25 protein-coding genes are annotated in these 25,988 nt (G+C 29.7%); 12 read left to right on the top strand and 13 right to left on the bottom strand.

Going from position 1 to position 25,988, the window contains the following annotated elements:
• Positions 1-96 precede the first annotated feature (96 nt).
• Positions 97-1,632 carry a glutamine-hydrolyzing GMP synthase gene (gene guaA / locus H2280_RS02245; RefSeq protein ID WP_137623961.1) on the top strand — a complete coding sequence of 512 codons (1,536 nt, stop codon included), beginning with the start codon at positions 97-99 and terminating at the stop codon, positions 1,630-1,632.
• On the opposite strand, the gene H2280_RS02240 is transcribed toward guaA, so the two are convergent.
• Positions 1,633-2,190, bottom strand: a complete 558-nt coding sequence (locus H2280_RS02240; protein WP_137623960.1) for a class I SAM-dependent methyltransferase — start codon at positions 2,188-2,190, stop codon at positions 1,633-1,635.
• Between the two features lie 160 nt (positions 2,191-2,350).
• On the opposite strand from H2280_RS02240, the gene H2280_RS02235 reads away from it, so the two are divergent.
• The 6 genes from H2280_RS02235 to H2280_RS02210 all read left to right on the top strand — a co-directional run bounded on the left by H2280_RS02235 (position 2,351) and on the right by H2280_RS02210 (position 10,506).
• On the top strand, positions 2,351-3,811 hold the full coding sequence (locus tag H2280_RS02235; RefSeq protein WP_337215539.1) for a hypothetical protein: 1,461 nt from the start codon (positions 2,351-2,353) through the stop codon (positions 3,809-3,811).
• 235 nt (positions 3,812-4,046) lie between these two features.
• On the top strand, positions 4,047-5,297 hold the full coding sequence (gene purD, locus H2280_RS02230; protein ID WP_337215538.1) for a phosphoribosylamine--glycine ligase: 1,251 nt from the start codon (positions 4,047-4,049) through the stop codon (positions 5,295-5,297).
• The gene (locus H2280_RS02225) at positions 5,294-5,746 is read left to right on the top strand and encodes an RDD family protein (RefSeq protein ID WP_137623957.1); all 453 of its coding nucleotides are present in this window, start codon (positions 5,294-5,296) and stop codon (positions 5,744-5,746) included. Before purD ends, H2280_RS02225 begins: the two co-directional genes overlap by 4 nt.
• A complete protein-coding gene (locus H2280_RS02220; protein WP_337215537.1) occupies positions 5,736-7,787 on the top strand; it encodes an LPS-assembly protein LptD in 2,052 nt (683 codons plus the stop codon). Before H2280_RS02225 ends, H2280_RS02220 begins: the two co-directional genes overlap by 11 nt.
• 68 nt (positions 7,788-7,855) lie before the next feature.
• Positions 7,856-10,024: a polyribonucleotide nucleotidyltransferase gene (locus tag H2280_RS02215; protein ID WP_337215536.1), complete on the top strand. Its 2,169-nt coding sequence runs from the start codon at positions 7,856-7,858 to the stop codon at positions 10,022-10,024.
• Complete coding sequence (locus tag H2280_RS02210; protein ID WP_337215535.1) at positions 10,021-10,506, top strand: DNA-deoxyinosine glycosylase; 486 nt, start codon at positions 10,021-10,023, stop codon at positions 10,504-10,506. Before H2280_RS02215 ends, H2280_RS02210 begins: the two co-directional genes overlap by 4 nt.
• Here H2280_RS02210 and H2280_RS02205 read toward each other — a convergent pair.
• Positions 10,503-11,666: an MFS transporter gene (locus tag H2280_RS02205; RefSeq protein ID WP_337215534.1), complete on the bottom strand. Its 1,164-nt coding sequence runs from the start codon at positions 11,664-11,666 to the stop codon at positions 10,503-10,505. The two genes, H2280_RS02210 and H2280_RS02205, sit on opposite strands and share 4 nt — an antisense overlap.
• Before the next feature lie 54 nt (positions 11,667-11,720).
• Here H2280_RS02205 and H2280_RS02200 point away from each other — a divergent pair, with 54 nt between their 5' ends.
• Positions 11,721-12,176: a low molecular weight protein-tyrosine-phosphatase gene (locus tag H2280_RS02200; RefSeq protein ID WP_337195446.1), complete on the top strand. Its 456-nt coding sequence runs from the start codon at positions 11,721-11,723 to the stop codon at positions 12,174-12,176.
• A 3-nt stretch (positions 12,177-12,179) separates the two neighbouring features.
• Here the strand turns inward: H2280_RS02200 and H2280_RS02195 are convergent, their stop codons facing one another.
• The 5 genes from H2280_RS02195 to H2280_RS02175 all read right to left on the bottom strand — a co-directional run bounded on the left by H2280_RS02195 (position 12,180) and on the right by H2280_RS02175 (position 17,393).
• Complete coding sequence (locus tag H2280_RS02195) at positions 12,180-13,037, bottom strand: 1-aminocyclopropane-1-carboxylate deaminase/D-cysteine desulfhydrase (RefSeq protein ID WP_337215533.1); 858 nt, start codon at positions 13,035-13,037, stop codon at positions 12,180-12,182.
• A gap of 11 nt (positions 13,038-13,048) precedes the next feature.
• Complete coding sequence (locus tag H2280_RS02190; protein ID WP_337215532.1) at positions 13,049-14,002, bottom strand: OmpA family protein; 954 nt, start codon at positions 14,000-14,002, stop codon at positions 13,049-13,051.
• Positions 13,992-15,416 (bottom strand): MotA/TolQ/ExbB proton channel family protein, encoded by a 1,425-nt coding sequence (locus H2280_RS02185; RefSeq protein ID WP_137623949.1) that lies wholly within the window; start codon positions 15,414-15,416, stop codon positions 13,992-13,994. Before H2280_RS02185 ends, H2280_RS02190 begins: the two co-directional genes overlap by 11 nt.
• Before the next feature lie 89 nt (positions 15,417-15,505).
• A complete protein-coding gene (gene fbaA, locus H2280_RS02180) occupies positions 15,506-16,570 on the bottom strand; it encodes a class II fructose-bisphosphate aldolase (protein ID WP_137623948.1) in 1,065 nt (354 codons plus the stop codon).
• Between the two features lies 1 nt (position 16,571).
• A complete protein-coding gene (locus H2280_RS02175; RefSeq protein ID WP_337195449.1) occupies positions 16,572-17,393 on the bottom strand; it encodes a peptidylprolyl isomerase in 822 nt (273 codons plus the stop codon).
• 82 nt (positions 17,394-17,475) lie between these two features.
• Between H2280_RS02175 and nth the strand changes: the two genes are divergently transcribed.
• The 4 genes from nth to H2280_RS02155 all read left to right on the top strand — a co-directional run bounded on the left by nth (position 17,476) and on the right by H2280_RS02155 (position 19,671).
• A complete protein-coding gene (nth, locus tag H2280_RS02170) occupies positions 17,476-18,099 on the top strand; it encodes an endonuclease III (RefSeq protein ID WP_337215531.1) in 624 nt (207 codons plus the stop codon).
• Positions 18,099-18,749 carry a DNA/RNA non-specific endonuclease gene (locus H2280_RS02165; RefSeq protein ID WP_337215530.1) on the top strand — a complete coding sequence of 217 codons (651 nt, stop codon included), beginning with the start codon at positions 18,099-18,101 and terminating at the stop codon, positions 18,747-18,749. The genes nth and H2280_RS02165 overlap by 1 nt, the downstream gene beginning before the upstream one ends.
• A gap of 9 nt (positions 18,750-18,758) precedes the next feature.
• Positions 18,759-19,400 (top strand): trimeric intracellular cation channel family protein, encoded by a 642-nt coding sequence (locus H2280_RS02160; RefSeq protein ID WP_337195452.1) that lies wholly within the window; start codon positions 18,759-18,761, stop codon positions 19,398-19,400.
• A 64-nt stretch (positions 19,401-19,464) separates the two neighbouring features.
• On the top strand, positions 19,465-19,671 hold the full coding sequence (locus H2280_RS02155) for an EexN family lipoprotein (RefSeq protein WP_137624005.1): 207 nt from the start codon (positions 19,465-19,467) through the stop codon (positions 19,669-19,671).
• Positions 19,672-19,674: 3 nt separating this feature from the next.
• Here the strand turns inward: H2280_RS02155 and cmoA are convergent, their stop codons facing one another.
• From cmoA to folP, 6 genes are read right to left on the bottom strand one after another with little or no spacing between them, the layout of a single operon-like run.
• Complete coding sequence (gene cmoA, locus H2280_RS02150) at positions 19,675-20,379, bottom strand: carboxy-S-adenosyl-L-methionine synthase CmoA (RefSeq protein WP_337215529.1); 705 nt, start codon at positions 20,377-20,379, stop codon at positions 19,675-19,677.
• Positions 20,376-21,224, bottom strand: coding sequence for a bifunctional riboflavin kinase/FAD synthetase (locus H2280_RS02145; protein WP_337215528.1), 849 nt, complete (start codon positions 21,222-21,224; stop codon positions 20,376-20,378). Before H2280_RS02145 ends, cmoA begins: the two co-directional genes overlap by 4 nt.
• Positions 21,190-21,936: a 23S rRNA (cytidine-2'-O)-methyltransferase TlyA gene (tlyA, locus tag H2280_RS02140; RefSeq protein ID WP_337215527.1), complete on the bottom strand. Its 747-nt coding sequence runs from the start codon at positions 21,934-21,936 to the stop codon at positions 21,190-21,192. The genes H2280_RS02145 and tlyA overlap by 35 nt, the downstream gene beginning before the upstream one ends.
• Positions 21,933-22,907: a hypothetical protein gene (locus H2280_RS02135; RefSeq protein WP_337215526.1), complete on the bottom strand. Its 975-nt coding sequence runs from the start codon at positions 22,905-22,907 to the stop codon at positions 21,933-21,935. Before H2280_RS02135 ends, tlyA begins: the two co-directional genes overlap by 4 nt.
• Complete coding sequence (gene ligA / locus H2280_RS02130) at positions 22,904-24,844, bottom strand: NAD-dependent DNA ligase LigA (protein ID WP_337215525.1); 1,941 nt, start codon at positions 24,842-24,844, stop codon at positions 22,904-22,906. The genes H2280_RS02135 and ligA overlap by 4 nt, the downstream gene beginning before the upstream one ends.
• Position 24,845: 1 nt before the next feature.
• On the bottom strand, positions 24,846-25,988 hold the full coding sequence (gene folP, locus H2280_RS02125; RefSeq protein ID WP_337215524.1) for a dihydropteroate synthase: 1,143 nt from the start codon (positions 25,986-25,988) through the stop codon (positions 24,846-24,848).

Below are 25,988 nucleotides of genomic sequence, written 5' to 3'. Positions count from 1 at the left end.
GTGGATATAAAGGCGATCCACAATACACGACTTATGAACAAAATGGCTCTATAAAAAGCATTAAAAAATATGAACAACTCAATAGGTGGTGATATAATGAAAAAAGCAGATATTTTAGTTTTAGATTTTGGCTCTCAATACACACAATTAATCGCTAGAAGATTAAGAGAACAAGGGGTTTATGCGGAAATTTTACCCTTTAATGTAAGCTTAGCTGATATTAAAGCAAAAGAACCTAAAGGCATTATATTAAGCGGTGGTCCAGCAAGTGTTTATGCAACCGATGCTTATTTTTGCGACAAAGGTGTTTTTGATTTGGGCTTACCTATTCTTGGAATTTGTTATGGTATGCAACTAATGGCACATCATTTTAGCGCTAGTGTTGCTCCAGCAGGACACAAAGAATATGGAAAAGCAACCATAGAAATTCAAAAAGATAGTGCATTATTTAAAAATTTACCTAAAAAACAAACCGTATGGATGAGTCATTCTGATAAAGTAGAAAATTTACCTCAAGGCTTTGAAGTTTTAGCAACGAGTGAAAATAGTCCTTTTTGCGTCTTTGCTAATGAAGAAAAGAAATTCTTTGCTTTACAATTTCACCCAGAAGTTCAGCACAGCGAATTTGGTAAAAACATTTTGAAAAATTTTGCCAAATACGCTTGTAATTGCGAAAGTGTTTGGAATATGGGCTCTTTTGCTAAAACTCAAACAGAAAAAATTCGCGAAGAAGTTGGAAATGATAAAGTTTTATGTGCTGTAAGTGGTGGGGTTGATAGTAGTGTTGTGGCAGCACTTTTATCAAGTGCGATTAAAAAACAAGTCATCGTTGTTTTTGTAGATAATGGCTTATTACGCGCTAACGAACGTGAACAAGTAGAATTTATGTTTAAAAACACACTAAAAACAGATCTTATAAGCATTGATGCGAGTGAAATTTTTCTAAGTCGTTTAGCCGGAGTAATCGATCCTGAACAAAAAAGAAAAATCATAGGAAACACCTTTATAGAAGTTTTTGAACAAGAAGCAAAAAAACATAGCGATGTTAAATATCTCGCTCAAGGCACTCTTTATACCGATATCATTGAAAGTTCAGTCATCGGCGCTAGCAAGACTATTAAAAGTCATCACAACGTCGGAGGCTTACCTGAAAAAATGAATCTAAAACTTATCGAACCTTTGAAAGAAATTTTTAAAGATGAAGTAAGAACCTTAGGTTTGGAACTAGGTTTAAGTAAAGAAGTTGTCTATCGTCATCCTTTTCCTGGACCTGGCCTTGCCATACGCATTATGGGTGAAGTTAATCGCCCTAGTTTAAATCTACTTAGACAAGCAGATGTTATTTTACTTGAAGAATTAAAAAGTACTGGTTGGTATGATAAAACATGGCAAGCATTTTGTGTGCTCTTAAATGTAAAAAGTGTCGGCGTTATGGGAGATAATCGCACTTATGACAATACTATTTGTGTGCGTATTGTAGATGCAAGTGATGGAATGACCGCAACTTTTTCACATCTACCTTATGAAATTTTAGAAAATATCAGTCGTCGTATTATCAATGAAGTAAAAGGAATCAATCGCGTAGTTTATGATATATCAAGCAAGCCACCCGCAACAATAGAATGGGAGTGATTATTTCTTACAATAATACACTATAGCCGGTGGGATATTTTGCCACACTATTTTTGAAATTTTAACTTCACTAAAAAGTTCAAATATTTTTAAACGAAAAGCCCTACTCGAAGGGCTTGGAATTATATAAGCAAAAGTGGTAAAATATCCACCTTTGGATAAATTTTTATAAATTGCGTTTAAAAGCTTTTCTTGTTCATGATTTTTTAATAAAGCCCAAGGAATTCCAGAAACTACAACATCTACATTTGACATAGATCTTTGATATAAAAAATACTCTAAATTCTCGGCATTTCCAATTTGCAAATCTAAATTTTCATATTTTTTAGAAAGTTTTTGTGCCATTTGATCATTAATTTCTATCGCAAAAAATTTAGCATCCTTATGTTTTCTTTGAAGTATGGCTTCTGTAAATGCTCCTGTTCCTGGTCCTATTTCAACTATATTTTTAACACTTTCTAAACCTATATTTTGAGTGATTGCTTTTCTTAATTTTTTAGAACTAGGACACAAAGCTCCCACTTGTTTAGGATTTTTTAAATAATAATAAAAAAACATAATTATCCTTTAAAAAAATAAAATATCCTAAAAAAAATAATAATTATAAAAAAATATGTGAAATTAATGTGAATTTTAATAATAAAAATCTTAAATCTATTATTAAAATTTTATAAAAATAAGGTTAAAATATCCTTTTAAAACATTTCAAGGATGAAATATGCACGGAAAGATAGCTATCTATATGGACTCTACAGGACGAGGGACTGTTACAAATTCAGCAAATACCTTTTTTGATTTTAATCGTCAAATTTGGAATGATAAGAAAAGTATGCCTACAGTTGGAATGTTTGTGGAGTTTAGAACTCTTTCAGCTGAAAATAAAAATGCAAATGGAGCACCTGCACCTGTTAATAAAACAATTACAAGTATAAGACCTTCTAAATTTCAAGAATTTAAAGAAGGAGATTTTATTACAGAAAATGATTTTTGGAAAACAAATGATGATGATGAATTGGAAGATTTGCAAAATTCAAGAAGAAGTGCTTATGTTACAGAACTTTATAGAACCATAGATTTTGATTCTATTGAGAAAATTCCTTTATCTTTTACCATTCCTCAAGCTATACAAAAATATTTTGCTCACGAAATTTTATCTGTAGAAACTTTACAAACAAATTTAGAAGATGAAAAAGATATTCCATGTATTTTAGATTATGTAATCATTAAAAGATTTTTATTTAAGGCTTATGATACCCTTATTTTCATGGATAATTCTATTGACCAAACTCAATTTAATGCCTTAAAAAGCATTATGATGCACCTAGAAAATTCTTATAAACAAATAATTGCAGATCGTAAGCCTAATATAACTAAAATTTTTAACGAAACTTTTTTATCTTTACAGTGTCATTATCAAGCTCTTATAGCAACTATAGACACCAAAAAGAATAGACTCGCATCCATTGAAGCTCAAATGAAAACCTTACAATCTGAAATTAATCTTAAATCTAAAGCGGCCAATCCCGATCAAGAAAAAATTAAAGCACGTCAAGAAAGATTAGAAAATCTTCAAAAAGAATCAGAAGGCTATAAAACCTCACTTAAAAGATTACAAGCTCTTCAGGAAGACTTTTATAAAAAAAATTATAATATTTTTGAAAATGCTTTTAAACTTTCTCGTGAAAAACTTTTTAAAAAAATAGTTACAGGGCTTAATCTATGTGCTACAATTATGGATATTAAAATTTGGCATTTATCAATAAAATCTTCAGGGGTAAAAAATTCTTATTTTTCAATGGCTAATATAGAAAATTCTTTTTGTTCTCTTTCTTTTGCAGAGCATTATTTAAGCAGGTTAAATAAATCAACTCTTAATCCATTCGATCAAAAACTTTTAATTTATATTCAAAAAATCGCAAAGGAACAAAGGAGAAAATTTTTAGTTGTCACTTCAGATTTGGATTTGCTTTGCAAATTAAAAATTGAAAATTTTGCTCAAAATCCTTATTATATCGTAAAATATGCTCCTAAAAAAGTTAATTATCAATCCTTAATGCGTGATAATACTTTTGATATTGTTTATATTGACGAAAAGCACGTTTGGGAAAGTGTGGCAGATATTATATTACAAGGAAAACATTTTGATAAAACAGGAAAAACCAAATTTAAGCTTATTTAAAACGTAAGTTTAAGCTAAATTAAGCTATAATTTCATGCCTAAACGGTACGCGAATTTTTAGTGATCCAACACATTTTTAATTACTGTGAGTGTGCGGTTTACCGTGTCTGTGGCGTCGTTTGAATTTCGAAAGAAGTGAGAAGTTGCAGCCTTTAAAAATCGCCTAACGGTTTTCTTTTGACTTTTTGGGGTCAACTTTAATAGCGGCTGTTTGGGTTTTATTAAAGGAGAATAAATGAAAATAATGATTTTAGGCAGCGGTGCTAGAGAATATTCTATCGCTTTAGCTTTAAAAAATATAGATCAAAATTTAGATTTTTTCTTCTCTCCTGGAAATGGTGCAACCAAAAGTCTTGGCACAAATATCAATCTTGAAAAACCTTTAGAATTAGCAAATTACGCAAAAGAAAATGAAATTGATCTTTGTATAGTAGGAAGTGAAAATTTTTTAGCCCAAGGGATTGTAGATATTTTTAAACAACATAATCTTGCTATATTTGGACCAAGCAAAGCTGCTGCTATGCTTGAAACATCAAAATCCTTTATGAAAAATTTTCTTCAAAAATATCAAATTAAAACGGCTAAATTTTTAAACACCAATAATTTAGAAAAAGCCAAAGAATTTATTTCAACCTTAACACCACCTATAGTTGTAAAAGCAGATGGGTTGTGTGCTGGAAAAGGAGTGATTATCGCACAAACTCATGAAGAAGCTATTGACTCAGCTTCTAAAATGCTTAGTGGCGAAAGTTTTGGAGATGCTGGAAAATTCATAGTAATAGAAGAATTTTTAGATGGATTTGAACTTAGTATTTTTGCAGTCTGTGATGGGGATGATTTTGTTTTATTACCTGCAGCTCAAGATCATAAAAAACTTCTTGATCAAGATAAAGGTCCAAACACCGGTGGAATGGGAGCTTATGCACCTAGTTCTTTAGCCAGTGAAGATTTGCTTGAAAAAATCAAAAAAGATATCATTATTCCTACTTTAGCTGGAATGAAAAAAGAAGGTAGTGAATTTAGTGGGGTTTTATTTATAGGAATTATGGTTGTCAATCAAGAACCTTATGTTTTAGAATTTAATGTGCGTTTTGGCGATCCAGAATGCGAAGTTTTAATGCCTTTAATTGAAAATCCTTTGGAATTAATTTTAGCCACAACCCAAAAACGTTTAAAAAATACAAAAATCAATATAAAAAAAGAATACGCCGTCGGAGTTGTTTGTGCTAGTGAAAATTACCCATATAAAAGTTCTAAAAAAACAGAAATCTCTATAAAAAATATTCCAGAAAATACCCATATTTCTTATGCTGGAGTTAGCTTAGATAATGATAAATTAATGGCCGATGGAGGGCGTGTTTTAGTCTGCGTTGGTGTAGGAAAAGATATAAAAGAAGCACAAAAAAAGGCTTATGAGCTTTGTGAAAATGTTGAATTTAAAGGAAAACAATTTAGAAAAGATATTGCTTATCAGGTTATCCAATGAAAGAAGATTTAGCCACTCGTTTAGAACGTGAAAATTTAAGTATTGCTAGTTTTAAAAAAAGAGTTTTAGCTTATTTTATAGATAATTTTATCCTTTCTTTTATTATTTATATCATCTTTTATACTCCTTTATCTCAAGCAAAAGATTTAATGGAAATGATTGAAGTATCACGTAATTTCAGCTTTAGCTTTATTTTAATTCACTTGATATATCAAATCATTTTTACCTATTTATACGGTGCAAGTTTAGGAAAAATGATATGTAAGATAATCATTTTAGATGAAGATCTTTTAGATAAACCCAACTTAATTCAAAGTTGCATAAGAGCTAGTGTTAGTGAGCTTAGCAATAGCGCATTTTTTTTAGGATTTGCATGGGCTTTAGGCAATGATTTGCGTAAAACATGGGAAGATTATGCAGCAAAAACAGTAGTGGTCAATGTGGCGTAAATTTTTATTTTTATGTTTTACAAATATTGCTTTAAATGCAGCACAAGTTGATATTTATGCGCTAAATGCAAAGAAAGAAGGAGATATACTCACAGCAAAAAATGATGTAGTTATCTTTTCAGATTTTTATTTCATCACTGCAAATAAAGCAATATATAACGAAAAAAGTGGAGATATAGAGCTTTTTGGTGATGTTAATATTTTAAGAGGACAAAATGAACGATCGCATTCAAATTATGCAAAAATAAATTTAAACTCCAATGAAGCACATTTTGACAATTTTTTCTTTTCTAATAACAATTTAGAAGTTTGGTTTCAAAGCAAACAAAGTTATTTAAATGATAAAGTTTTTGAAAGCAAAATTTCTTCAGTTTCTAGTTGTAATGTTGAAGATCCAGATTGGGAAATTCGATTTTCCAAAGGCTGGTTAAATAGAAAAAATAATTTTGTTCATCTATATAATGCAAGATTATATGTTAAAGATATACCTATATTTTATTTGCCTTATTTTGGATTTAGTGCTGATACACACAGACAAAGCGGACTTTTAATCCCTAAAATTGTTCTAAAAAGAGGCGAAGGTCTATACTATGAACAACCTATTTATATAGCAACAGATGAAAATTGGGACTTACAATTTAACCCTCAAATTAGAACCAATAGAGGTTTTGGACTTTACTCTACTTTAAGATTTGTAGATTCGCCTTATTCCATGGGAGAACTTAATTTCGGAGGTTTTAGAGAAAAATCTTCTTATTATCACAAAGAAAATTTAAAAAATAAAACTCATGCTGGTATTGAACTAAAATATACTAGGGATGATTTAGTTAAATCTTTATTGGGGGATAATTTTCAAGAAGGGCTATGGATTGATGGAATTTATATTAATGATATAGATTATTTTAATCTTAGCTCAAAAGATACTTACGATCTTAATTCATTAGTCACCTCTAGAGTCAATTATTTTTTAGCTGATGAAAATAATTATTATGGAGCTTATGGAAAATACTATATTGATACCTCTAAATTAAACAATAAATCAACCTTGCAAGAATATCCAAGCTTTCAGTATCACCGATTTTTAAATAATTTATTTGATGAGCGTTTGCGTTATTCTTTTGACGCAAGCTTTCATAATTTTTATCGCCAAGTAGGTCCTTATGCTAATCAAATTAATTTAGAATTGCCAATTTCATACCATAATGCTTTTTTTAATGACTTACTTCATTTCACTTTTACAGAGCATCTTTTTGCCTCTTTTGTTAATTACACCCATGATCCTAGAAAAGATCATGAACACTATTTTCAAAATACCCATAGCTTTAATTTTTATACAGATCTTTCAAAAAATTATGGATATTTTTTTCATACTTTAAATTTTGGCTTAGAATATTCACTGCTTGGGGCAAAATCTGGAAATATTAGCGAAAATTATCTTGAAGAATCCACCACTCAAAAAGACGATCAGATCAATTTTTATACAGTTCAATATTTCTACAATGATTTGGGTCAAAAAAAATTAAAACATAAATTCAATCTCGAATACTTAAGCAAACAACACCACTTTGATCAATTAAAAAATTTAATAACTTATTACTATAATGATTATATCAATTTAAGCAATGAAACATTTTATTCTTATGAAGAGCAAAGATTTACCAATGTTATCAATCAAATCGAATTTAGCACTAATTTTGATTTTAATTGGAATTTTTCTCATGCTTATCAAAATAACGAATATGGTAAATATAATTTCATAGGAACTCACGCAAATTATATCATAACACCAAATTACAATTTATTTGGAGGAATTTGGCTTGACACTCAAAGAGCACATGCAAATATGTGGGAATTTGGATATACTTTCCAAAGAAAATGTTGGAATTATTCTTTGATGTATAGAGAAAGAATTGATCCACAGCTTACAAGTGCTGGAATTACTGCTAAAAATCAAAGCGGAGTTTATTTTGTATTTAATTTTTACCCAATAGGTGGAATTAAATATGATTTTTCATTAGCTGAAACTGAAAATAAAATTTAAAGGAAAGATACTTGCTGAATATTTTTAAAAATTTAACCCATTTATTATCTGGAAAAAAAGGACAAACAATGCAATACGAAATTCAAGTGAATAAAAATATAGAAATCTTTGATATAGATAAAGTGGCAAAACAAGCCTCCGGTGCTGTTTTAATGAGACAAGGAAAAAGTGTTATATTAGCAACAGTTGCAAGAGAAGAAAAACCAGTTGAAGAGGATTTTTTACCCTTAACCGTTCAATACGTAGAAAAAGCTTATGCCGCAGGTAAAATTCCAGGAGGTTATGTCAAAAGAGAAACTAAGCCAACTGATGCTGAAACTCTTACAGCTAGAATCATAGACAGATCTTTGCGCCCACTTTTTCCAAAAGGATATGCCTATCCAACTCAAATTGTCGTTATGGTTCTTTCAGTCGATCCCCAAACAGACTTACAAGTAATGAGTTTAAATGCTGCTAGTGCGGCACTTTATTTGAGTGATATTCCTATAAAAGCTCCAGTTTGTGGGGTTCGTATAGGACGCATAGATGGTAACTTTATCTTAAATCCTAGCCATGAAGAACTAAAAAAAAGCACTTTAGATCTTTATGTTTCTGGAGTAAAAGATGAACTTTTAATGATAGAAATGAGAGCTTTACCAAGTGATGAATTTGCAATGATAGAAATCAAATTTCCAGATAATCAACCACCTATTCAAATCGTACCAGAAAATACTCAAGTTATGAATGAGCTAAGTGAAGATGAAACTTTAGAAGCTTTAAATTTGGCTCAAAAAGCCATCTTAGAAGGATCAAGTATTTATGAAAAAACTTTCATGAAACACAAAAAAAATAATCCTATAGAATTAAAAGATGAAATCGAATATCCAGAAATTTTCACCTTTTTAGAAAATAATTTTTATAATGATATCAAACAAGCTATCAATCAAATGGCGAAAAGTGAAAGAGCCGGCGAATTAAATAAAATTGCTAAAGAAATTATGAAATTAGATATCGCCAAAGATTGGGACGAAGAAAGCGTGCTTAGTACTTTAAATAAAGTCAAACGCAATATTATACGCTCTCAAATTCTAAATGAGGGAAAAAGAGCTGATGGTAGAGGTTTAAAAGAAGTAAGACCTATTAGTATAGAAACAAATATACTCCCTAACGCCCATGGATCTTGTCTTTTTACACGGGGTCAAACTCAAGCTTTAGTTGTAGCAACTTTAGGCGGGGATAATGACGCCCAAATGATAGATTTACTCAATGAAAAAAATCCTGTAAGCGAGCGTTTTATGGTAAATTATAATTTTCCAGGTTTTTCAGTGGGCGAAGCTAGTCCTATTAAAGCACCAAGCAGAAGAGAATTAGGACATGGAAATTTAGGAAAAAGAGCTCTATATCCAAGTGTGCCACAAGATTATCCTTATGTTATCCGCTTAGTCAGTGAAATTTTAGAAAGCAATGGATCAAGCTCTATGGCTACAGTCTGTGGAGGTTCTTTAGCCTTGCGTGCTACAGGAGTTCCTAGCTTAGATCTGATTGCTGGAGTTGCAATGGGCTTGATTTTTGAAAACGATCAATTTGCAGTTTTAACCGATATCATGGGGCTTGAAGATCACGATGGGGATATGGATTTTAAAGTTGCTGGAAATAAAAATGGTATCACTGCTTTACAAATGGATATTAAGCTTGGTGGAATAGATCAAGAAAAATTAAAAATCGCTCTTTATCAAGCCAAAGAAGGAAGACTCCATATTTTAGATATTATGGAAAAAGCGGCAAAAGAAATTGTTGTTAATGAAGAAATTTTACCAAAAATAGAACTGTTTAATATTGAGCCATCTAAAATTGTAGATATTATAGGTCAAGGTGGCAAAACCATCAAAGAAATTATAGAGAAATTTAATGTATCCATTGATCTTGACCGAGATAAAGGTGAGGTAAAAATTTCAGGCTGCGATAATGAACAAATTATGGCTGCTAAAAATTATATTCTAAATATCACAACGTCTCATAAAACTCATAAAAAATCACTAAAAGAAAAGAAAATATCAGAATTTGAAATCGGCCAAGAATTTGAAGGAATGGTTAAAAAAATCACTCAATTTGGAGCTTTTGTAGAGCTTAAAGACGATATAGATGGTTTGCTTCATCATTCTAAAATAAAACATTTAAATATCAAAGAACAAGATATTTTAAAAGTAAAAGTAAGTGAAATCAAAAATGGCAAAATTTCTGTGGATTTATGCGAATGAGTGATTTTCTCACTCATCCTTTAAAACCTTTTTTTGATAAAAATTCTAAAATTTTAATCCTAGGATCTTTTCCTTCAATCCAATCTAGAAAAGATGGCTTTTACTATCAACATCCAAGAAATAGATTTTGGCCTATTTTTGAAATTTTATTCTCGGTAAAATTATCAAGCATAAAAGAACAAAAAATATTTTTAAAAAATCAGAAAATAGCCCTTTGGGATATACTTCAAAGTTGTAAAATAAAAAATTCCGATGATAAAACCATAAGTTATGCTAAGGCTAATGATTTAAATATTATTTTTAATCATGCCCAAATAGAACACATCTTTACTACAGGAAAAAGTGCTTATCATTTTTTTAAAAAATTCTATCCCAAATTAGATGCTATTGCTTTACCATCCACTTCCCCTGCAAATTTAAATTTTTCCCTTGAACAGCTTATAGCTGAATATGAAAAAATCAAAGAAATTTTAAAAAATTAAATATGCCTTCTAAATAATAAAAAAATTAAAGCATTGAGTATAAAAATAAAACACATGAGAATAAAAACCATTTCTATTTTAAAATAAGCTGTTATTACTCCTCCTCCAAAGGCTCCGCAAAAATTGCCTAAAAATTGAAATGTTTGATTAAGGCCGAAAATAACACTCAAATTTTTTGCACTCACGCTTTTTTTAAGCAGAGCATTCACACAAGGTAAAAGACCGCCAAGTGCTACCCCTATTAATAATCTTATAAAAATCAACATATAAACATTTGTGGCTAAAGACTGCAAATAAAAACAAATTCCACAAAATATCAAAGAAGAAAAAATTATCTTAACCGGATTTATTTTATCCGCAAAACTACCAATTCTCGGTGCAAAAAACAAATTACTCACACCACTTGAAGCCACAACAATTCCAGCCCAAAGAGCTAAATTACCCCCTTGGTGAATTTTTTCTACAAAAATACTTAAAATAGGCATAACCCCAAAAGTTCCAAACTGAATGATAAAAGTTGTGATAAAAAGGATAACAATAAGAGTTTTATTTTCTTTTTTCTTATGAGTGTATTGCTGAATTTCTTTGTTTTTCTTATCCTCATGGATGAAAAAATAAATTGTCACAAAAGAACAAGCGATCAAAAATGCTATCAGATCAAAAACAGTGCTGATGCTTAAAAACTCAGCGACAAACCCACCAAACAAAGGTCCTATCAAACTACCACTAACCGAAGCAGTAGAAAGAGTGCCCAAAGCGTAAGCTACTTTTTCTTTAGGTGCAATCACTGCTATAAAAACAACACATGCGGATGTAAAACCAGAAACAATTCCCGTTAAAGCACGTATTAAAACTACTTCTGTAGCACTATGAGCAAAGCTAAGCCATAAGGTTAAAATTGACATCCCTAAACTCGCACGAAGCAACATATTTTTATAACCATATTTTGCACCTAAAAAAGCCCAAAGAGGTGAAAAAATAGCCATTCCAAGCGGAGTTACGCCAAAAGCAAGTCCTGAATAAAATGCAATATCATTGGGATTAATATGCCCTAATTCTTTTATATATAAAGGCAAAATAGGAGCAATTTGACTTAGCCCCATGCTTGTAGTAAAAACTCCAAACCAACATATCCACAAAGTTTTATTGAATTTTTCCATAGTTTTATTGTATGATACTTTTTATAATTTTTGATTAAAACACAAGGAAAAAATGTGAAAAAAATAACCTTTATATGTTTAGGAAATATATGTCGCTCTCCTATGGCTGAATTTGTCATGAAAGATTTAATCAAAAAAAATAAATTAGAAGAACTTTTTTTCATTACCAGTGCAGGCACTTCAGGAGAACACGATGGTGAAGGGATGCATTTTGGTACAAAAACCAAACTTCAAAGTCTTAATATCGAGCATCCAAATTTCAAGAGTAAAAAACTCACGCAAAAACTCTGTGACGAAAGTGATTTTTTAATCACTATGGATAATTCTAATTTTAACAATGTTTTAAAAAAATTTAATAATACTCAAAATAAACTTTTAAAAATGACTGATTTTGCTTCTGATTTGGGTTATGATGAAGTTCCTGATCCCTGGTATAGTGGAAATTTTGATGAAACATATAAAATCATTTCTCTAGCTTGTAAAAACCTATTGGTATATCTAAGAAAATAAAAACTATTTAAAACCCCTAAAAGCATATCTTTGCAGCATGGAAGCATTGCCCAAAATGCCTCCTTGATGTATATAAAGCAAAGGCTTTTCCCATTTTCTTTTTAACGCAACGCTTAGGCCTATCATATCATAAAGCAAGTCAAATTCTATAGAACATTCTTGTTTTAATTCTTTATAAAGTTGGTAAATTTCTTTATAAGGCTTTCCAAAATGGTATTTTTGATTTTTTTGCAAAATTTGTAAATTTTTAAAATCATAATCTTGCATTAGCTCTATAATTTGTTTTTTTAAATAATCCTCATCGCCAACACACGCACAAGTAAAAACTTTAAATTGAGAATGTTTAGCCAAAAAAGCGGCAGAAGTTCCTGTGCCAGATGGCAAAAAAATATCAAATTCTAAATTCAATTCTAAACTTTGTTCTTTAATTTCACTTGCTAATTCTTTATAGCCTTGCTCTGCATTTAAATTAGCCACACCTTGTTCTATAAAAATATCATCTTTATTACACAAAGACAGGGCATATTCTTTTAGATTATCATCAGTTTCTATGATTTCAGTCTTATTTTTTAAAGCTAAAGCATAGTTGCCGCATGGATTTTCTTTAAGATAGGATGGAATTTTTTTACAGATAAAAATAAATTTTATATTTCTTTGAAAACAAAAAAAACTAAGCGCAGCCATTGCATTACTCTGAATGCCACCATAACTAATAAAACGCTGATGTTTGGTATAGGTTTTAGAAGAATAAAAAGCAAGTTTTCTAGCCTTATTACCATTGATTTCACCTAATAAATCATCACGCTTTACATAAAATTCAAAACCTTTAAAACAAATTTTATCAATGGTAGATTTTAGCATCTCATGAAATTTTAATGGAATTCAAAAAAATTTTCTACATCTTTTAAGGCATTATCATTTTTAATACTAAATTTGATTTCTATACGGCGACTTTTGTCTTTATCTTCTACTCCATTGATCATAATAGGATCAGAAAAAGAACGCCCACTTGCCATCAAAAGTTTTTGCAATCTTGGATCTTTATAGAAACTATAAATAAAATTCATCACTTCATAAGCTCGTTTTTGAGATAAATCTAAATTATAAATATAAGAACCATCACTATCTGTATGCCCTTCGATAATAATATTTTCAATATTAGATAAAATTTTTGGATCATTCATAATCGCATCAAAATATTCACTTAAAATTTTTCTCAATCTTGCCTTTGCTTCATTTTTTAAAACATAAGAATCCTTATCAAACAAAACCTCAGCAGGTAAAGAAATTGCTCCTGTTTTATCATTGATCGTAATATTACTATCAAGCTTTTTTTGTAATTCTTTGCTCAAATTCTCACGCATAAGTCCTAAATTTTGAATTTTTTCCTTAGCTTGTTTAAATTCTTCTTGCAAATTGGATAATTCTTCATCTTTTTTTTCAAGCTGTCCAAGCAAAATAAGAATTTGCTTGTCTTGATTGTCAAGAGTTGAATTTAAGTCTTGACTTAATTGTTTATAGTTAGTTATATTTGCTTCAAGTTCTGCTTTTTGTAAATTTGCAAGATCTAAAGCACTTGAAGCATTGTTTAAATCAGAACTCAATTTAAAAACAATTGCTTCTTTATTTTTTAATTCTTGTTTATTTTCTTCCAAACGTGCTTCTTGTTTAGTCAGACTATCTTTAATCTCTCTTAGATCGCTTTGAGTTAAAACATATTTAACCACAATAGCACCTATTAGTAAAATAAAAACAAAAAGTAAGCCTGCCATTAAATCAGCATAGGCTATCCAAAAATTATTATCTTCTTTAAAATCATTTTTCATGATTTTTTTCTTCACTTGTTTTTTCTAGATCCGATTCTTTTTCTTGCTCATCTTCTTTAGCAAGATCTAATTGCTCTGTATTTTTATTTTCTTCAATATTAACTTCTTTTTCTTCTACTTCTTTACCAATTTTTTTCATCACTTCATTGGTTTCTTCATTGAGATCTTGAATTTCTTTCTTAAATTCTCCCATCATTTTAATTTTTTCATCAATATTTTTTTCTTCTTCATACACTTCTTTAAATTTATGCATTCCCTCAAAAAGACTTGTTTTAAATCCTTCAAAGATCTTCTCTTGACTTTGAAGCATTTCTTGCTCATAAAGTTTAAAATTATGACTGAAACGCTCTACTTCCTCTGTAAAAACACCTAAAGTTTTATCAAAATGTTGAATTTTTTCATTGCTAATATCCAATAAACGATTATATTGTTCTGACATACGCATATTAACTTCTTTAAGATTTTGATTAAGTATGCCAATACCATTAAGCATTTCACTATATAATTTACCGAGATCTCTTTGATCTCTTTGTGCTCTACTTAATTCTCCCATAGTCTGTTTAATATGTTCACCACTTAATCTTATGGCTTTTTCTTCAACATTGATCATATCTTGAAAAATTTTAAATTTTCTATCGATAGCATGATCAAGCTCTGCAAAAAAATCCTGATTACTCACTTGTTTAAAAATAGCACCGATCTTTTCAAAATGCTGCAAACTTTCACTCAAATATCTTTGATCAAGTTCCTCTTTAGTCCAAAAAAATCCACTTGTAGAATTTTTTTGACGATTTAACAAACGCTCGATTTTGCTCTTACCAAATTTTTCAAAAAAAATCCACCAAAGAGCTAAAAAAATACCATAAATTGAAACATAAAAAGCAGTTCCTACTCCGCTTAATAAATTTGCAATTTCTTGCTCTAAAGCCGCTGTATTACTAGAACTAAAATCTGGCATGGAAATTGCAATACTGATAAAAGTTCCTAAAATTCCCATCATAGGAAAAATTGCTGAACCTATACTTGCAAAGTTTTCATTTCTAGTTTCTCTAATATAACTATAAGCAAAATCATCAAAATTAGCATTTGATTTTGTGTCTTTTCCTATGGCAAGAAAATGTTTCATAATATGTCGTTTTAGAGCTTGTTTAAATTCATCTTTTTGTTGTTCAAAAATACTATAGGCGTATTCAGAATTATGACGTGCAAAAATAAGCGCTACAAAGAAAATAATCCCTGTCATAACAACTGTATGTAATTCAACTTCAAAATTTATAACATGAAAATAACCCAGCAAAATCAAAAAATAAAGCAAAGCAGGAATAAAAATAATCTTTAAATAAACAAAATATCCTTTTCTTTCTTTACTTTCAGGCAAAATAAGTTCCGCAATTTCATCCGATTTTACTTCCATATAAACAATCCCTAATCAATAATAAAATTTTACTTTAAAAATTATTTAAAAAACAATCTTTAAACTAAAATAAAAACTAAGCACAAGGCTTAGTTTTTATTAATACAATTTAAATTCTCAAAAGCAATTTCTAAACGCTTAATCATACTTTCCTCGCCTGATCTTAACCATACGCGTGGATCGTAGTATTTTTTATTTGGTTTATCATCGCCTTCTGGATTTCCAATTTGGCCTTGTAAATAAGCATGATTTTTAGCTTCATACTCGCGAACTCCATCCCAAAAAGCCCATTGAGTATCTGTGTCGATATTCATTTTAATCACACCATAGCTTACCGCATCTTTAATATCTTTTAATTCACTTCCGCTTCCACCATGGAAAACAAAATTAATTGGCTTATCACTACTTAGTCCAAATTTTTCTTTTATGAATTTTTGAGAATTTTTGAGAATTTCAGGCTGTAAGCTTACATTGCCAGGTTTATAGACTCCATGCACATTGCCAAAACTTGCTGCGATTGAAAATTTATCACTGATTTTTCCAAGTCTTTCATAAGCAAGAGCTACATCTTCAGGCTGAGTATAGAGTCTAGCATTGTCAATACCCGTATTATCAACGCCATCTTCTTCACCACCTGTGCAACCAAGTTCTAATTCAAGACAAATCCCCAAAGTATCAAGTTTTTTCAAATACTCTTCACAAGTTTTTAAATTCTCTTCTAAACTTTCTTCGCTAAGATCAAGCATATGAGAACTAAATAACGCTTGTCCGTGATTTTTCTTAAATTCTTCATTTGCTGCGATCAAGCCATCTATCCAAGGCAAAAGCTTTCTAGCAGCATGATCGGTATGTAAAATAACTGGAATTCCATAAGCCTTAGAAAGCAAATGAACATGTTGAGCCCCACTAACAGCACCCAAAACATCTCCATTAGAACAATTTTTACCGGCGTAAAATTTGGCACCCCCGTTGGAAAACTGAATAATTACGGGAGAATTGACTTTTTTGGCAACTTCTAAAACCGCATTAATAGAATTTGTTCCAACAACATTCACAGCAGGGATTGCAAATCCCTCTGCTTTAGCATACTCATAAACTTTATTAAGCTCGTTACCGCTTATAACCCCTGGTTTAACAATATCTAAGACACCCATTTTATTTGTACTCAACTTTAGCGTTATTTAAAAGTTCTTGACCTTTTTGATTCATTACCTTCTTAAATTCTTCAAATTTAAGCCCGTTTTCAATACCTTGTTTTACATCTTCAAATTTGATTTGCTCTCTTGGATGTGAATTTTCTTTTAAGATAATATGATATCCAAAATTTGTTTTTACTGGAGTGGTTGTAATTGTACCATTTTTAAGTGCAAAAGCTGCATCTGTAAAAGGTTTTACCATAGTTGATTGATCAAACCAGCCAAGCTCTCCACCTTGATTTTTTGAACCTGGATCTATAGATTTTTCTTTAGCAATTTGACTGAATTTATCTTCTAAAGCTTTACCTTTTAATTTTTTAAGCTCATTGATAATTTCTTTAGCTTCTTTTTCGCTAGAAACTAAAATATGTCTTGCCTGAACTGAAGCAGGTTTTACATATTTATCTTTATTTTGATCATAAAAAGCTTTAGCTTTAGCTGGATCTACTTTAATAGAATTTAAAATTTTTTCTTGATACACATTGACTAAGATACTTTCTTTTGCACGATCAAGCTCTTTTGTATAGAGTGGATCTTTTTCTAAATTTTGTTTTTTAGCATCTTGCAAAACTAAATCTTGAATGATATATTGTTGCAAAAGAATCTTTTTTTGATTATCAGGTAAAGTTTTAAAATCTTGACCTCTAAGCATAGGAGCAAAAAAATCATTTACCTCAGTATCGCTAATATTTTTACCATTTACAGTAGCTACTGTAGCTGCATTTGCACTTAAAGCTACACCAAAAATCAAAGTTGCCGCGACTAGAGAAATTTTTTTCATCGAGTTTCCTTTTTAATATAAAATATAAGATAAATCTATTATATCTCAACTTGGTTTAAAGCAAATTAACTAAAATAAAAAAATGAAAAGAAATTTACAAATCAAAGAACTTTTTTTAAAAAATTTTGACAAACCTGTAACAGAATTGAAATTTAAAAACCTTTATGAACTTATAGTTTGTGTGATGCTTTCTGCTCAATGTACCGATAAAAGAGTGAATTTAATCACTCCGGATCTTTTTAAAGCTTATCCGGACATTAAAAGCTTAGCAAATGCCAATCTAGCAAGTTTAAAAAGTTATATTCAAAGCTGTTCTTTTTTTAATAATAAAGCGCAAAATCTTATTAAAATGGCAAAGGCTGTTTGTGAAAATTTTGACGGAAAAATTCCTTTAAACGAAAAAGATTTAAAATCTTTAGCAGGAGTGGGACAAAAAACTGCCCACGTTGTTTTAATCGAATGGTGCGGAGCTAATTTTATGGCTGTAGATACTCACGTTTTTAGAGTTTCTCATCGCCTAAATCTTAGCAAGGCAAAAACTCCAGAGGCTACAGAAGAAGATTTAACGCGTATTTTTAAAGACAATCTTAATTATCTTCATCAAGCCATGGTGCTTTTTGGAAGATACACCTGTAAAGCAAAAAAACCTCTATGCAAAGAATGCTTTTTAAATCACCTTTGCACAAGTAAAGATAAGGAAATTTAATGAAAAAACTCATTTTAATATTTTTATGCTTTCTTAACGCATTTGCCCTTGAATCTTACATGCCAAACAAAGATTTTTCTTCCTATTTTAATTCTTTTAATTGTTCTCAAGTTTTAAATAAATTTTTTTATATCAATTGCTATGATTACTCTTTAAAGGGCACAAAGGCAGTTGCTTACAAAGTTGAAGCCTCTAATTTAAAAATGAAACAAATTAAAAAACGACCACGTTTTGAAGATGATACCAATATTCCTAAAAAATATCGCACCACTTGGAGTGATTATAAACACAGTGGATATACTCGTGGGCATACAGCTTCAAATGCTTCATTTCGTTTTAGTAAAGCTGCTCAAAATTCCGTTTTTTTAATGAGTAATATGACTCCGCAAAATGAGCAAATCAATGCTAAGGTTTGGAACGAAATTGAGCAAAGAGAAAGAAAGTTGGCTTTAAAATTTCAAAGCGTGGAGGTTTTAAATCTTATTCTTTATGATAAAAATCCAAAACGCATAAAAAACAATATTGCAATACCTAGTTTTTATGTTAAAATCATCCAAACTCCAAAATTCAAAGAATGCTACCAAGTGCCAAATCATGAAGTGGATGATGAAAAAATCAATCATTATAAAGTCTCTTGTGATCAATTTTAAAGGATAAAGATGGATCTGAGTGAATTAACCATAACTGTGCTTTATATTGTAGGAATTTCAGCAGAAGGAATGACAGGAGCCCTAGCAGCAGGAAAACACAAAATGGATCTTTTTGGGGTTATGTTTATAGCCTTGGTTACTGCTATAGGTGGCGGAAGCATACGCGATGTTCTTTTAGGGCATTATCCACTCACTTGGGTAAAACATCCAGAATATATACTCTTAGTTTGTTTTTTTGCTCTTGCTGCAACTAGAATTCCTAGTATAGTAACAAGATTGGAAGCTTTATTTTTAACACTCGATGCCATAGGACTTGTTGTTTTTAGCATTCTTGGAGCACAAATTGCTATGAAATTAAATTATGGCTTTATTATTGCTATCGTAGCGGCTGCAATTACAGGTGTCTTTGGTGGAATTTTAAGAGATATTTTTTGTATGAGAATTCCACTTGTGTTCCAAAAAGAAATTTATGCTGGCATTGCTATTATAACGGGTGCGCTTTACTATCTTTTGACAATGTGGCTACAAATTCACACTCTTCTTTGCACTTTAGTTACTTTATTTATAGGAGTTATTCTAAGACTTTTAGCCATTAAATATCGATGGGCTTTACCTGTATTTTCCTATAATGAAAAAGAAATTAATCATTAAATATAGTTAAAATTTTATTGTTATAATAATTAAAAAGGATAATTTAATGAAATTTTTTACTCAAATGCTGTTTTTATTAACTATAGGTATGATATTTATCGCTTGTGAGCAAACAAAAAGTGTGGAATACTATAAAACTCATCCGCAAGAAGCCAAAGAAAGAAGTGATGAATGCAGGCTTAAATCCATCATCAGTCAAGATTGTGTCAATGCTTTTAGTGTGGCTATTCCTAAAGAAGATTGGGAGGATAATGAAAGCTTGAAAAATTAAATTTTATTTAAAAGCTATAAAGCTTTCAAAATTTGCCCATTTAAAAATACTTTCTATTTTTTTAAATCCGGCATTTTTAAGCATAGAAATATTTTCTTTTTCGCTATAAGGGATTAAAACATTCTCTAAAGCCTCTCTTTTAGCAGCTATCTCAAATTTAGAATATCCTTGACTTTGCTTATAATCAGCATAAATTTCAATCACATTTTTAGATAAAAATGCATCCTCAAAAAGTATTTTTTCACTCATAATAAAAATACCATTTTCATTTAGGTTTTTATGAATTTGATTTACAAGCTCTTGCCTCTTTGGAGGTCTTATAAATTGTAAAGTATAATTTGCAATAAAAACATCGCTACTAAAAAAATCAAATTCGCATAAATTACCTTCAATAAATTCTATATTTAAGCCGTATGCACTGGCTTTTGATTTTGCTATTTCAAGCATAGGTAAAGAATTATCCACTCCAAAAAAGCTAAAATCCTTTCTTAAACTAGCCAAAAAAATCAAAAAATTAGCACTAGAACAACCCAAATCGCAAACTTTAGCACCATCATTTGCAATCTTAGCGATCAACTTAGCACAAAGTTCTAAATTTTCTTTATAAAAAGGCACAGAACGATTAATCATATCATCAAAAACACTGGCTACATTTTTATCAAATTCAAACTGTTTTTTTGGACTTTCTTTAAAAATTTCATCTTTCATTTCAAATCCTTTAAACGATCTTGAGCTAATTGTATATCTTGAGAAATTTGCTTTTTTAATTGTGTCAAATCTTCAAATTTGTGATTTTCTCTTAAAAAAGATATAAATTGAATTTCTATCATATCTTTGCAATTTATATCTTGATCAAATTTTTCTAAAATATGGCTTTCTATGGCAAATTTTCCATCACTAGAACGCAATCCTAAAAAACTCACACTTTTATAAATTGCATCTTTTATTTGGGTTAAAGTGGCATAAACACCTTCTTTGGGTAAAACATAATCATCGCATTGTAAATTTAAAGTTGCATAAAGCTCTTTTGATCCAAGCCCCTGTCCTTTAACATGTTTGCCTTTTATAGAATAATTTCTTCCTAAAAGAAGATTTGCTTTTTCAATTTCACCTTTGGCTAAAAATTCCTTAATCAAGCTTGTATGCACACTCATTCCATTGATACAAAACTCATCCACTATGATTGTTTTTATCCCGCTTAGATTTTCTATATCTTTGGCTTTATAAGCTTTATTTTTACCGAAACAAAAATCATAACCGACAATAATGCATTCTAAAGAAACAAATTCTTTTTTTAAAAAATCTAAAAATTCTTTTCCGTCTAAATTTTTAATACTTTCAAAATCAAGTTCTATGATTTGTTTATTTGATAGAATTTGCTTTTCTTTATGAGTGCAAAGTTTTCTACCTTGAAATTTATCCACGATTAAAATCGCACCAAAGTCGTCTAATAAATTAATAAGCTTTTGATGTCCTAAGTGCAAACCATCAAAAGAACCAATGGCTAAAGATTTGATTTTATTTTTTGCTATAGTGGTAAAAATATTCAACATTGCCCTCTTTTCCTTTTATCTTAGACTCTTCGCAAATTTTTAAAATCCACCCCAAACGAATACAAGCTTTTTCAAATTCTTTTCTTGCTTTTTGAATTTCTTTTTCATCTTTAACAACACCTTTTTTATTTCTTTTTGCATTTTTTCCAACCTCAAACTGAGGCTTAAAAAGTAAGATTATATCCTTTAAGGCTAACTGATCAATATAAAATATCAAGTGATGTAAAGAAATAAAACTCACATCACAAGTGATAATTTCAAATTTTTCTTCACTTTTAAATACTCTTAGATCCATATTTTCAACGATTTTTATTTTAGCATTATCTCGCAAACTTGGATGAAGTTGATTATCTCCCACATCCAAAGCAACGATTTTTAAAGCTTGTTTTTCTAATAAAATTTGCACAAATCCACCCGTACTAGAACCTACGTCTAAACAAATTTTATTTGATATATTTATATCTTTATCCTCTAAAAAACTCTTTAATTTAAAAGCAGCCCTTGAAACATAAGTTTTATTTAAAAGTTCTAAATTCAATTCTTTAGAAAATAAAATTTCTTCTTGAGTTAATTCTTGATTAAGTAAATTTTTAACATCAAAAGAGGGTTTAAATTTTTTAAAATTGAGCAAAATTTCTTCATTTTCTATAAGCTCTAAAGCTTTATTTCTACTGATATTTAATCGCTTTGCTACAAAAAGATCGTATCTCATTTTAAGCTTTCATTGAGAGATTTCTGTAAATCTTCTTTTTCTTTGGAAAACCACCATATACCAATTTCAAAAGCATTTTTATTTAAAATTTCCCTGACTTGTTTTAAATTTTTATCCCATTTGATTTTATCTTCTTTTAAAGTGCTTAAATTTTGTTCCTTTAGTAAAGAAAAATTATCCATCATCGTTAAAATTTCTTTATGGTAAAGTTTTATGTTTTGGTTTTTACTTTCTTTGGAAAGAAATAAAGCAATTAAAATTATAAAAGAACTGGCAAAAATATAAATTTTGTTTCTTTTAAAAGCAAAATTATAAAGATAAGCAACAAAAAAAGAAAATACAAAAAAATTAAAAAAATCAAAAACAAAGTTAAAAATTCTAAACCAAAAAATTCCAAAATAGGATAAAAAGTATTCTTTCAAAGCATTTATAATTGCTAAAAATTGAGAAATTAAGTCAAAAAATAAAAAACTTGAATTTTTATAATAAACTATATTTTGATGAAAATCATATAAATTAAATATAGTTTTAACATTAAAAAAAAGATCAAAAATGCTATAAAAAAGTGCCGTAAAAAAACTCGATATAAGGATGATAATAAAATCAGTATAAGCATTATTGACTAGTTGAAAATAAAGTTTTTTTTTGAAAAAAACCAACAATAAAGGTAAAATTATAAATAAAAAAATATAATCTTGCCTTTGAGAGGCTAATAAATTTAAAGATAAAGAAAAAATAGCGAATAAAGCTACAAAAAAACTCACAATATAAATGTATAAATTTCTAGAAGTGATTTTATAGGCTAAACTATTTTTAACCAATACTGCCTCTTTTATGATACTTTTTCTAAAATTTAAAAAACCAAAAAATTCCTTTAAAAAAGCATAAAAAATAAAAATTAAAAAAATAAAAGCATAGCTAAAAAACTGCCATGTTAAAATAAAAGCAAATAAAGCCAATAAAGCGATCATTTTATCAACTCTTGAAAATCACTTTCATTGATACATTTAACACCAAGTTCCTTTGCTTTGTTTAGTTTAGAACCTGCTTCTTCTCCAAAGAGCACAAAATCTGTTTTTTTAGAAACCGAGCCACTGACCTTTCCACCTAATTTTTCTATTAAGGTCTTAAAATGATCTCTTGGCTTAGAAAGTGTTCCAGTAATTACAAAAGTTTTTCCTAAAATAGAACTATCACTTTTAATCTCTAAACGCTCCACTTTTAATTTTAAAATATGATAAAACTCACAAATTCGGCTTTCATTCACACGAGTAAATTCACATAAACTAGTCGCCATTTGCTCACCAAAACCCTCTAAATTCGCATAAGATTCAAAATTTTGCTTATACCAATCTAGGCCAAAACTTGAACTTAGTTTTTTAGCTGCTACCTCTCCGATATGCTCAATTCCTAAAGCTGTGATGAAACGAAATAATTCGCATTCTCTTGCATTTTCTATAGCATTTAAAATATTATTGATTTTCTTTTCCTTAAAGCCTTCTAAACCTTCAAAATCTTCATATTTTAAAGAAAAAATACTCTCAATTGTATTAATTTTTTTATTTTTATATAAAAGCTCAACTATATTTTCACCAAGTCCATCTATATTTAAACACTTTTTAGAAACAAAATGTATGATTGAATTTAAAAGCCTATCAGTGCAATCTATATTTTGACATTTTATAAGCGTTCCTTCATCTAAAAGCTCACCTTGACAAGTAGGACAAAACTTAGGACGCAAGATATCAAATTCTAAGCCATCGCGTCTTTCCTTAAACACTTTAGTGATTTTGGGTATCACATCTCCACTTCTTATAACGCTAACAAAATCATTGATTTTTACATCCAATCTTTCAATTTCATCAAAATTATGCAAAGTAGCAGATTTTACCACAACCCCATCTAAATTTACAGGTTCTAAAACAGCAACAGGAGTGATCACTCCACTTCTTCCCACTTGTAAATTCACCCCAATTAAACGTGTCGTTTTCTCAAGCGCTGGAAATTTAAAAGCCGCCATGAATTTTGGAAATTTAACCGTATGACCAAGCTCCTTACAAAGCGTTAGATCATCAACTCTAACTACCATACCATCCATCATCATAGGCTTTTGATCTCTTAAAGATAAAAGCTCCTTATAGGATAATAAAACCTCATCTAAGTCTTTACAAAGTTTTACAAAATCATCTTTTAAAAAACCGAGCTCTCTGATAAAATTCATTACCTCACTATGTTTTTTAAAATTTAAAGAATTTTCTCCAACCCCCCAAGGATAAAATTTTAAATTCCTTTCTTTGGTAATTCTTGTGTCAAGTTGTCTCAGGCTTCCGCTGGCTGCATTTCTTGGATTAGCAAATAAACTTTGATTTAACTGTGCTCTTTTTTCATTGATTTTTTCAAAATCATCTTTTAAAATCACAACTTCACCACGGATCTCGATTTTTTCTTTATAAGAAATGGTTTTTGGAATATTATCAATCTCGAAAACATTTAATGTAATATCCTCACCTACCTCGCCATCACCTCTTGTAGCGCCACTGATTAATTTACCATTTTCATAAAGCAAATTTAAACTCGCTCCATCAAATTTTGGCTCTATAAAAAAATTATTTTCACACTTTGCACGTTTTGCCCAAGCTCTTAATTCCTCCTCATCAAAAACATCTTCCATAGACCACATGCGACTTAGGTGAGTGATTTTTTTAAACTCACTCTGTATAGTAGGAGCTATTTTTTGCGTTGGTGAATTAGGTGAAATGTCATTTTCATTTTGACTTTCAAAGGCTCTTAATTCTCTAATCAAAGCATCATATTCCTCATCACTTGCTAAAGGCTCATCTTTTTCATAATATGCCCTCATCCACTCATTAGCTAAAGCTACCTTGCTTAAATATTCTTCTTTAGTCATCTTAAACTCCTATATTTTTCATAGCATTTGCTAAGGCAAAAAGCTGTTGGTGTTCATACAGATCATGTACCCTTATAATACTTGCTCCATTTTCAAAAGCTTTTAAATGTAAATACAAAGTCCCTGCTAAACGATCCTTAATCTCACTTGGAAAATAAGCATTTATCATACTTTTTCGACTTGCCCCTATAAGCAAAGGTTTTTTAAATTGCAAAAAATGCTCCAAATGCTTGATTAAAATCATATTATGCTCCGCACTTTTTCCAAAACCAATACCTACATCCAAAATACTTTCTTTTACTCCATATTTATCTAAAATCTCAAGTTTTTCCTCAAAAAACAAACTGATTTCATCAAGCACATCTTCATAATAAGGATTATCCTGCATAATACTTGGATCTTTTTGTATATGCATCAAACAATATTTTGCCTTATATTCACTTGCAAGTTTGGCTAAATTTTCATTTTTTAAGCCCGTGATATCATTGATCAATTTAAAACCTCTATCTAAAGCATATTTTAAACAATACTCATCAAAGCTATCCAAGCTAAAAATACTTTTTTCATAATATTTTTTTGCATGAATTAAATCAAGAATATTTTTAAGCCTTTTAAATTCTTCCTCTTTGCCACAATAATAACTCCCAGGTCTTGAACTCACCGCACCAATATCTATATAATCAGGACTTAAAGCTAAAATTTCATTGAGTTTTTTTTCAAATTCATCTTCACTGACGCGACTATTAGCATGAAAGCTATCTTCATTGATATTCATAACCGCCATGAGTTCTACTTTTTTAGGCTTTAAAAAGTCTTTTTCCAAAAAAAGAGCTAATTTTTTAAGTCCGAAATCTTGCAGTTTTTCTTTTGATATTAATTTTTGAATTTGTTCTTTTGTAGCCATTAAAAGGGCATTAGAATGAGTTATATTGGCTGTAATAACCTCTTTGTGGGTTATTAATTCAGCTCCTACTCTTAAAGCATCTTGTTTTAAAATATTTGCAGCTGCCGTGTTTAAATTTTTAATCAAAACAAAATGAATTTGTGTCTTTTGACTCATGATTTTTTGCCCAAATTGATGAGGGTTAATAAAAGAACAAATTATCTTAAAATCTGTATCAGGATTGATTTTATAAAATTTCAT

Origin of the sequence: Campylobacter sp. 2457A (genome assembly GCF_020135895.1) — a bacterium.
GTDB classification, from domain to species: domain Bacteria; phylum Campylobacterota; class Campylobacteria; order Campylobacterales; family Campylobacteraceae; genus Campylobacter_D; species Campylobacter_D taeniopygiae.
The sequence above is the reverse complement of the archived record's forward strand: the minus strand, read 5'-3'. Positions and strand labels throughout refer to the sequence as shown.

What these genes read in the sequence shown, in the direction of transcription:
- guaA (WP_137623961.1), top strand. Translation starts at nt 97, where the DNA reads ATGAAAAAAGCAGATATTTTAGTTTTAGATTTTGGCTCTCAATACACA.
- H2280_RS02240 (WP_137623960.1), bottom strand. Translation starts at nt 2,190, where the DNA reads ATGTTTTTTTATTATTATTTAAAAAATCCTAAACAAGTGGGAGCTTTG.
- H2280_RS02235 (WP_337215539.1), top strand. Translation starts at nt 2,351, where the DNA reads ATGCACGGAAAGATAGCTATCTATATGGACTCTACAGGACGAGGGACT.
- purD (WP_337215538.1), top strand. Translation starts at nt 4,047, where the DNA reads ATGAAAATAATGATTTTAGGCAGCGGTGCTAGAGAATATTCTATCGCT.
- H2280_RS02225 (WP_137623957.1), top strand. Translation starts at nt 5,294, where the DNA reads ATGAAAGAAGATTTAGCCACTCGTTTAGAACGTGAAAATTTAAGTATT.
- H2280_RS02220 (WP_337215537.1), top strand. Translation starts at nt 5,736, where the DNA reads ATGTGGCGTAAATTTTTATTTTTATGTTTTACAAATATTGCTTTAAAT.
- H2280_RS02215 (WP_337215536.1), top strand. Translation starts at nt 7,856, where the DNA reads ATGCAATACGAAATTCAAGTGAATAAAAATATAGAAATCTTTGATATA.
- H2280_RS02210 (WP_337215535.1), top strand. Translation starts at nt 10,021, where the DNA reads ATGAGTGATTTTCTCACTCATCCTTTAAAACCTTTTTTTGATAAAAAT.
- H2280_RS02205 (WP_337215534.1), bottom strand. Translation starts at nt 11,666, where the DNA reads ATGGAAAAATTCAATAAAACTTTGTGGATATGTTGGTTTGGAGTTTTT.
- H2280_RS02195 (WP_337215533.1), bottom strand. Translation starts at nt 13,037, where the DNA reads ATGCTAAAATCTACCATTGATAAAATTTGTTTTAAAGGTTTTGAATTT.
- H2280_RS02190 (WP_337215532.1), bottom strand. Translation starts at nt 14,002, where the DNA reads ATGAAAAATGATTTTAAAGAAGATAATAATTTTTGGATAGCCTATGCT.
- H2280_RS02185 (WP_137623949.1), bottom strand. Translation starts at nt 15,416, where the DNA reads ATGGAAGTAAAATCGGATGAAATTGCGGAACTTATTTTGCCTGAAAGT.
- fbaA (WP_137623948.1), bottom strand. Translation starts at nt 16,570, where the DNA reads ATGGGTGTCTTAGATATTGTTAAACCAGGGGTTATAAGCGGTAACGAG.
- H2280_RS02175 (WP_337195449.1), bottom strand. Translation starts at nt 17,393, where the DNA reads ATGAAAAAAATTTCTCTAGTCGCGGCAACTTTGATTTTTGGTGTAGCT.
- nth (WP_337215531.1), top strand. Translation starts at nt 17,476, where the DNA reads ATGAAAAGAAATTTACAAATCAAAGAACTTTTTTTAAAAAATTTTGAC.
- H2280_RS02165 (WP_337215530.1), top strand. Translation starts at nt 18,099, where the DNA reads ATGAAAAAACTCATTTTAATATTTTTATGCTTTCTTAACGCATTTGCC.
- H2280_RS02160 (WP_337195452.1), top strand. Translation starts at nt 18,759, where the DNA reads ATGGATCTGAGTGAATTAACCATAACTGTGCTTTATATTGTAGGAATT.
- H2280_RS02155 (WP_137624005.1), top strand. Translation starts at nt 19,465, where the DNA reads ATGCTGTTTTTATTAACTATAGGTATGATATTTATCGCTTGTGAGCAA.
- cmoA (WP_337215529.1), bottom strand. Translation starts at nt 20,379, where the DNA reads ATGAAAGATGAAATTTTTAAAGAAAGTCCAAAAAAACAGTTTGAATTT.
- H2280_RS02145 (WP_337215528.1), bottom strand. Translation starts at nt 21,224, where the DNA reads ATGTTGAATATTTTTACCACTATAGCAAAAAATAAAATCAAATCTTTA.
- tlyA (WP_337215527.1), bottom strand. Translation starts at nt 21,936, where the DNA reads ATGAGATACGATCTTTTTGTAGCAAAGCGATTAAATATCAGTAGAAAT.
- H2280_RS02135 (WP_337215526.1), bottom strand. Translation starts at nt 22,907, where the DNA reads ATGATCGCTTTATTGGCTTTATTTGCTTTTATTTTAACATGGCAGTTT.
- ligA (WP_337215525.1), bottom strand. Translation starts at nt 24,844, where the DNA reads ATGACTAAAGAAGAATATTTAAGCAAGGTAGCTTTAGCTAATGAGTGG.
- folP (WP_337215524.1), bottom strand. Translation starts at nt 25,988, where the DNA reads ATGAAATTTTATAAAATCAATCCTGATACAGATTTTAAGATAATTTGT.